Raw genomic sequence first — 7,579 nt, forward strand, 5'->3', positions numbered from 1 at the left:
GCCGCCCGCGCGGCGGGCGGGCACCCGGCTGCGCCGATGGTCAACAACCCGCTCGTCAGTACCGAGAAGCTGATCATCATCGGTGCGTCGACGGGCGGCACCGAGGCGATCCGCGAGGTGCTGACGCCGCTGCCGCCCGATGCGCCGGCCGTGCTGATCGCGCAGCACATGCCGCCCGGCTTCACGAAGTCGTTCGCGCAGCGGCTCAACGGACTGTGCCGGATCGCGGTGAAGGAAGCGGAGCACGGCGAGCGCGTGCTGCCGGGCCATGCGTACATCGCGCCCGGCCATGCGCACCTGCTGCTCGCGCGCAGCGGCGCGAACTACATCGCGCAGCTCTCGGACGAGCCGCCGGTAAACCGTCACCGGCCGTCGGTCGACGTGCTGTTCCGCTCGGCGGCGACGCATGCGGGCAAGAACGCGCTCGGCGTGATTCTGACGGGGATGGGCCGCGACGGCGCGGCCGGCTTGCTCGAGATGAAGCGTGCGGGCGCGCATACGTTCGCGCAGGACGAGGCGAGCTGCATCGTATTCGGGATGCCGCGCGAGGCGATCGCGCTCGGCGCCGCCGACGAGGTCGCGCCGCTGGCGGAAATGAGCCGCCGCGTGATGGCGCGGCTCGCGACGATGGGCGATCGCGTGCAGCGCGTCTGAATGGAATGTCGCGGGACGCGTGCGATGACGCGCGCCCGGACGGAAACGAATCTGGAAAGGAACGACGATGGACAAGAGCATGAAAATCCTGGTGGTGGACGATTTCCCGACGATGCGCCGGATCGTCCGCAACCTGCTCAAGGAACTGGGCTATACGAACGTCGACGAGGCCGAGGACGGCGCGGCCGGTCTTGCGCGGCTGCGCGGCGGCGGCTTCGATTTCGTGATTTCGGACTGGAACATGCCGAACCTCGACGGCCTCGCGATGCTGAAGGAAATCCGCGCGGACGCGTCGCTCGCGCATCTGCCGGTGCTGATGGTCACCGCGGAATCGAAGAAGGAGAACATCATCGCGGCCGCGCAGGCCGGCGCGAGCGGCTACGTCGTGAAACCGTTTACGGCCGCGACGCTCGACGAGAAGCTGAACAAGATCATCGACAAGATGGCCAAGGCCGGGAGCTGACGTGAACGAGCCGATCCATGCCGCGCCGGGCGATGCGCCGTTCGGCGGCGACAGCCAGCCCGAAGGCGCCGATCTCGCGAGCGACCGCATCCTCGCGCGCATCGGCCAGCTCACGCGCACGCTGCGCGACTCGATGCGCGAGCTCGGGCTCGACAAGCACGTCGAGCGCGCGGCGGAAGCGGTGCCCGATGCACGCGACCGGCTGCGCTACGTCGCGACGATGACCGAGCAGGCTGCCGAGCGCGTGCTGAACGCGATCGAGATCGCCAAGCCGGTGCAGGAGCGCGTCCAGAACGAAGCGGAGGCACTGGACGCGCGCTGGGCGCAGTGGTATGCGGCACCGATCGAGCATGCGGAAGTGCGCGAGCTGATGGACGACACGCGCGCGTTCCTGCGCGCGCTGCCCGACGCGACCTCGGCGACCAACGCCCAGCTGCTCGAAATCATGCTCGCGCAGGACTTCCAGGATCTGACCGGCCAGGTGATCAAGAAGATCATGGACATGGTCTACCTGATCGAGCAGCAGCTGCTGACCGTGCTGGTCGAGAATATTGCGCCGGAACGGCGCGAGCAGTTCGCGGCGACGGCCGCTGCGCTCGCGGCCGAGAAGACGAGCGCGACCGGCAGCCCCGAGTCGCTGCTGAACGGCCCGCAGATCGCGCCGGAAGGCAAGCCCGACGTCGTGCAGGACCAGGCGCAGGTGGACGACCTGCTCGCCAGCCTCGGCTTCTGACACGGCGCGTCGAGCGTCGCGGCCGCGCCGTCCCCCCGGGCGGCGGCCGCGCGTCGGCATTTCCGTGCGGAATTGACACTTGGACACACTCCGCGGGCATACTACGCGTCAGCAGCAACGCAGCGTCATTCATACGATCATCGCGATCGCGGGCGGCGGCGCCCGCGTCGACGCCAGTCCCTGGGGGGGAACGTGAAGCTGAAACGTTTGGGCAGGGCTGCCGCGCACGCGGCAGTTGCAACGGGCGTGCTGTGGGCGACCCACGCGTACGCCGAACTGGGCGGGGCGCCGATGTCGCCGCCCGCCAACGATCCGGCGGCCACCGTGCGCGCGATGCAGCGCGCGATGCGCTCGGCCAACGGCGCGCCGACGAGCGCGGCCGCGTACACGATGCGCGAGATCACGCTCGGTTCCGGCACCGTGATCCACGAATACACCTCGAGCGCGGGCACCGTGTTCGGTCTCGCATGGCGCGGGCCGACGGTACCGGATCTCGCGTCGCTGCTCGGCAGCTATTTCCCGCAGTACACGGCCGGCGTCGAAGCCGCGCACGCGGCACGCGGCTGGCGCGCGCCGGTGTCCGTCGCGACCAGCGGGCTCGTGATCCGCACGGGCGGCCACATGGGCGCGTTCTCGGGCCAGGCATGGCTCCCGAACGCACTGCCCGCCGGGCTGACCGGCAACGACATCCAGTGACTGCGGGAGAACGATCTTGCGAATTCCTCGTACTTTCATCCGCTGGGTCGGCGTCGCAGGTCTGGCGATCGCGACGGCGTTGACGGTCGTCGCGTGCGGCGGCGGCGATGGGGACGGCGGCGGTAGTGCCGCAGGCGGCGGCAGTTCGACGGGCGGCGGCAGTACCGGCGGATCGGGCGGCACCGGCGGCTCCGGCTCGGGCGGCGGCACGGCCAACACCGCGAACACGGCCGTCATCACGGTCAATTCCGGCGTCGCGAGCGTCATCAACATTCCGACGGTCAGCGTGACGGTCTGTGCGCCGGGCACCACGAATTGCCAGGTCGTCAACAACGTGCTCGTCGACACTGCGTCGTACGGCCTGAGGCTCGTCGGCACCGCGGTATCGGGCCTGCTCGGCAGCCTGCCGCAGACGACGAGCGGCGGCGCGCCGCTCGCCGAATGCGGCAAGTTCGTGTCGAGCTACACCTGGGGTTCGGTGCGCACGGTCGACCTGTCGATCGGCTCCGAACAGGCGTCGTCGCTGCCGGTGCAGATCATCGGCGATCTCGGCACCTCGAACGTGCCGACGTCCTGCACGAACGGCAACACATCGGCGAACTCGGCCGGCACGCTCGGCGCAAACGGGATTCTGGGCATCGGGCCCGCACCGTACGACTGCGGCGACAACTGCGTGACGTCGACATCGTCCGACAACAACTACTACGCGTGCCCGAACGGCAATGCGAGCTGTACGGTCACGCTCGTGCCGCTCGCGCAGCAGGTCGCGAATCCGGTCCATCGTTTCGCGACCGACAACAACGGCGTGATCGTGCAGATGCCGAACATCTCGAACAGCGGGCAGGCGAGCGCGACGGGCCTGCTGACGTTCGGCATCGGCACGCAGAGCAACAACGCGCTCGGCGCTTCGTCGACGCTGACGTCGACGACGGCCGGCGACGTCACCGCGACGTTCCTCGGCCGCACCGTGACGGCGTTCTTCGATACGGGCTCGAACGCGTATTTCTTCGACGACGCCTCGCAGGCGGTCTGTTCGCGCAACACGTCGTTCTACTGCCCGACGTCGACGACGACCTACTCGGCGACGCTGACCGGCCAGAACGGCACGTCGGCCGGCGTGACGATGCCGGTCGTGAACGCGGACGCGGTGTTCGCGAACACGTCGACGTTCGCGTTCAACGACATCGCCGGCCCGTTCGGCTCGTCGCAATGGCTCGATCTCGGCCTGCCGCATTTCTACGGCAAGACGATCTACTTCGGCATGGACCGCCGGTCGATGGGCGGCGCAGCGCCTTACGTCGCATTCTGAGCGGCCCGGCCGGCCGTACCGAAAAGGGGGCGACTCGGTCGCCCCCTTTTTTCATCCGCGCGCGACACGCAGGCACCCGCCGTCGAACCGCGCCGGGCGGGCGATCGCGCCCGCCCGATTCGCAGAAATACCCCCCTTTCCCGGCTTTGCTCGACCGATCGGCGGTTGACGCGTCCATCAATAATCGCTGTCAGTGAAAAGCGGCATTCCGCCGTAGCCGTAGCCGACTGGAGGCCCCGTGGCAGACGAGAGCGATCTCGACCGGACCGAAGCCGCCACTCCGAGACGCCGCGAGAAGGCGCGCGAGGAGGGGCAGGTCGCGCGTTCGCGCGAGCTGGCTTCGTTCGCGCTGCTCGCGGCGGGCTTCTACGGCGCGTGGCTGCTCGCGGGACCGGCGGGCGCGCATCTGCAGGCGATGCTGCGCGGCGCGTTCGCGTTCGACCGCGCGACCGCATTCGACACGCACCGGATGCTGTCGGCGGCCGGCAGCGCGAGCCTCGAGGGGCTTGCCGCGCTGCTGCCGATCCTCGCACTGACCGGCGCGGCCGCGCTGCTCGCGCCGATGGCGCTCGGCGGCTGGCTGATCTCGCCGAAAACCTTCGAGCTGAAGTTCGACCGGCTCAATCCGGTCGCGGGTCTCGGCCGCATCTTCTCGATCCAGGGGCCGATCCAGCTCGGCATGTCGATCGCGAAGACGCTCGTCGTCGGCGGCATCGGCGGCGTCGCGATCTGGCGCAGCAAGGACGAACTGCTCGGGCTCGCGACGCAGCCGCTCGATACGGCGCTCGTCGACGCGCTGCATCTGGTCGCCGTGTGCTGCGGCACGACGGTGGCCGGGATGCTGGTCGTCGCCGCGCTCGACGTCCCGTATCAACTCTGGCAGTACAACAAGAAGCTGCGCATGACGAAGGAAGAAGTGAAGCGCGAACACCGCGAGAACGAAGGCGATCCGCACGTGAAGGGGCGGATTCGCCAGCAGCAGCGCGCGATCGCGCGTCGCCGGATGATGGCGGCCGTGCCGAAGGCGGACGTCGTCGTCACGAACCCGACGCACTTCGCGGTCGCGCTGCAGTACGCGGACGGCGAGATGCGCGCGCCGAAGGTCGTCGCGAAGGGCGTGAACCTCGTCGCCGCGCGCATCCGCGAGCTCGCGGCCGAGCACAACGTGCCGCTGCTCGAGGCGCCGCCGCTCGCGCGGGCGCTCTATCACAACGTCGAACTCGAACGCGAGATTCCGGGCGCGCTGTATTCGGCCGTCGCCGAAGTGCTCGCGTGGGTCTATCAGCTCAAGCGCTTCCGCGCCGAAGGCGGCGCGTTCCCGGCCGCGCCCGTCGATCTCGACGTGCCGGCCGAGCTCGACAAGGGCGCGACGGTGTCCGCCGACGACGCGCGCGACGAGGCCGAAGACGCGCTCGGCACGCACGGAGGCGCCGCATGAGCACGCCGACCACGGGGCTCTTCGCGAAGCGCGCGAACCTGCTTGCCGGCACCAACCTGCGCGCGCTGGCCGGGCCGATCCTGATCTGCATGATCCTCGGGATGATGATCCTGCCGCTGCCGCCGCTGCTGCTGGATCTGCTGTTCACGTTCAACATCGCGCTGTCGGTGATGGTGCTGCTCGTCAGCATGTACACGATGAAGCCGCTCGACTTCGCGGCATTCCCGAGCGTGCTGCTGTTCTCGACGCTGCTGCGGCTGTCGCTGAACGTCGCGTCGACGCGCGTCGTGCTGCTCGAAGGCCACACGGGCCCGGACGCGGCCGGCCAGGTGATCGAGGCGTTCGGCCACTTCCTCGTCGGCGGCAATTTCGCGGTCGGCATCGTCGTGTTCGTGATTCTGATGATCATCAACTTCATGGTGATCACGAAGGGCGCGGGGCGCATCGCCGAAGTGTCCGCGCGCTTCACGCTCGACGCGATGCCCGGCAAGCAGATGGCGATCGACGCCGATCTGAACGCGGGCCTCATCAACGAGGAGCAGGCGCGCAAGCGCCGCCAGGCCGTCGCGCAGGAGGCCGAGTTCTACGGCTCGATGGACGGCGCGTCGAAGTTCGTGCGCGGCGATGCGATCGCCGGCCTGATCATCATGGCGATCAACGTGATCGGCGGCCTGATCGTCGGGATGATCCAGCACGACATGAGCTTCGCGGCCGCGGGCAAGAACTACACGCTGCTGACGATCGGCGACGGCCTCGTCGCGCAGATTCCGTCGCTCGTGATCTCGACCGCGGCCGGCGTGATCGTGTCGCGCGTCGCGACCGACGAGGACATTGGCACGCAAATCACCGGCCAGCTGTTCACGAACCCGCGCGTGCTGACGATCACGGGCGCGATCATCGTGCTGATGGGGCTGATCCCCGGCATGCCGCACTTCGCGTTTCTCGCGCTCGGCGCCGGCGCGATCTGGCTTGCCCGCACGCAGACGAAGCGCGCGGCCGCACGCAAGGCGGCCGGCGACGTGACCGAGATCGCACCGCCCGCCGCGCTGCCGTCCGACAGCCACGAAGCGACATGGGACGACGTGCAGCTGATCGATCCGCTCGGCCTCGAAGTCGGCTACCGGCTGATTCCGCTCGTCGATCGCAACAGCGACGGCGAGCTGCTCAAGCGGATCAAGAGCATCCGCAAGAAATTCGCGCAGGAAATCGGCTTCCTGCCGCCGGTGATCCATATCCGCGACAACCTCGAACTGCGTCCGAACGCGTACCGGATCGCGCTGAAGGGCGTCGAGATCGGCACGGGCGAAGTGTTTCCGGGCCAGTGGCTCGCGATCAATCCGGGGCAGGTGACGGCCGCGCTGCCGGGCGCCGCGACGCAGGATCCGGCGTTCGGGCTGCCCGCCGTGTGGATCGACGTCGCGATGCGCGAGCAGGCGCAGGTGTACGGCTACACGGTCGTCGATGCGAGCACCGTGGTCGCGACGCACCTGAACCATCTGGTCGTCCAGCACGCGGCCGAGCTGCTCGGCCGGCAGGAAGTGCAGGCGCTCGTCGAGCGCACCGGCAAGGACGCGCCGTCGCTCGTCGAGGATCTGGTGCCGAAGACGGTCTCGCTGACGACGCTGCAAAAGGTGCTGCAGAACCTGCTCGACGAAGGCGTGCCGATCCGCGACATGCGCACGATCCTCGAGGCCGTGTCCGAGCATGCGGGCCGCGGCGACGCATACGAGATCACGGCCGCCGTGCGCCTCGCGCTCGGCCGCGCGATCACGCAGCAGTGGTATCCGGGCACGGGCGACATGCAGGTGATGGGGCTCGACGCGAATCTCGAGCGCGTGCTGTCGCAGGCGCTCGCGACCGGCGCGAATCCGGGCCTCGAGCCCGGCCTCGCGAACACGCTTCTGACCGGCACGCAACAGGCGATGCTGCGTCAACAGAATCTCGGGCTGCCGCCCGTGCTGCTCGTGCAGCACGCGTTGCGCGCGATGCTTGCGCGCTTCCTGCGCCGCAGCCTGCCGCAATTGAAAGTGCTGTCGTATGCCGAAGTGCCGGATACACGCACGATCAAGGTTGTTAACGTCATCGGGGGTTCCGCTTGAACATTCGCAAATTCACCGGCGCGACGAGCCGCGACGCGCTTCGTCTGGTGCGCGAGGCGCTGGGCGCCGACGCCGTCGTGCTGTCGAACCGCGCGCTCGATGACGGCAGCGTCGAAATCGTCGCACTCGCCGACGCCGAACTGGCCGCGGTCGCACCGTCGGCCGCCGCTGCCGTGCGAGCGCGCCT

7 protein-coding genes and 1 pseudogene are annotated in these 7,579 nt (G+C 69.0%); all 8 read left to right on the forward strand.

What is annotated here, in order from left to right; all coding sequences use genetic code 11:
* Positions 1 to 654, forward strand: a 654-nt coding sequence (locus tag HMPREF3115_RS06305; RefSeq protein WP_305367001.1) for a chemotaxis protein CheB, incomplete at its 5' end; no start/stop codon positions are given.
* Positions 655 to 721: 67 nt separating this feature from the next.
* Positions 722 to 1,117 carry a chemotaxis response regulator CheY gene (gene cheY / locus HMPREF3115_RS06310; RefSeq protein ID WP_006401389.1) on the forward strand — a complete coding sequence of 132 codons (396 nt, stop codon included), beginning with the start codon at positions 722 to 724 and terminating at the stop codon, positions 1,115 to 1,117.
* A gap of 1 nt (position 1,118) precedes the next feature.
* Positions 1,119 to 1,850 (forward strand): protein phosphatase CheZ, encoded by a 732-nt coding sequence (cheZ, locus tag HMPREF3115_RS06315; protein WP_006401388.1) that lies wholly within the window; start codon positions 1,119 to 1,121, stop codon positions 1,848 to 1,850.
* Between the two features lie 192 nt (positions 1,851 to 2,042).
* On the forward strand, positions 2,043 to 2,546 hold the full coding sequence (locus HMPREF3115_RS06320) for a DUF2844 domain-containing protein (protein WP_070553766.1): 504 nt from the start codon (positions 2,043 to 2,045) through the stop codon (positions 2,544 to 2,546).
* A 16-nt stretch (positions 2,547 to 2,562) separates the two neighbouring features.
* Positions 2,563 to 3,855, forward strand: a complete 1,293-nt coding sequence (locus HMPREF3115_RS06325; RefSeq protein ID WP_070553767.1) for a DUF3443 domain-containing protein — start codon at positions 2,563 to 2,565, stop codon at positions 3,853 to 3,855.
* A 238-nt stretch (positions 3,856 to 4,093) separates the two neighbouring features.
* A complete protein-coding gene (flhB, locus tag HMPREF3115_RS06330; protein ID WP_006408234.1) occupies positions 4,094 to 5,293 on the forward strand; it encodes a flagellar biosynthesis protein FlhB in 1,200 nt (399 codons plus the stop codon).
* Positions 5,290 to 7,392, forward strand: coding sequence for a flagellar biosynthesis protein FlhA (flhA, locus tag HMPREF3115_RS06335; protein WP_006410632.1), 2,103 nt, complete (start codon positions 5,290 to 5,292; stop codon positions 7,390 to 7,392). Before flhB ends, flhA begins: the two co-directional genes overlap by 4 nt.
* Positions 7,389 to 7,579: pseudogene (gene flhF / locus HMPREF3115_RS06340) on the forward strand (flagellar biosynthesis protein FlhF); the annotation flags it as partial. The gene flhA and the pseudogene flhF, both read left to right, overlap by 4 nt.

The sequence above is a fragment of the Burkholderia sp. HMSC10F09 genome (assembly GCF_001806955.1).
In the GTDB taxonomy this organism is placed as follows: Bacteria; Pseudomonadota; Gammaproteobacteria; order Burkholderiales; family Burkholderiaceae; genus Burkholderia; species Burkholderia multivorans.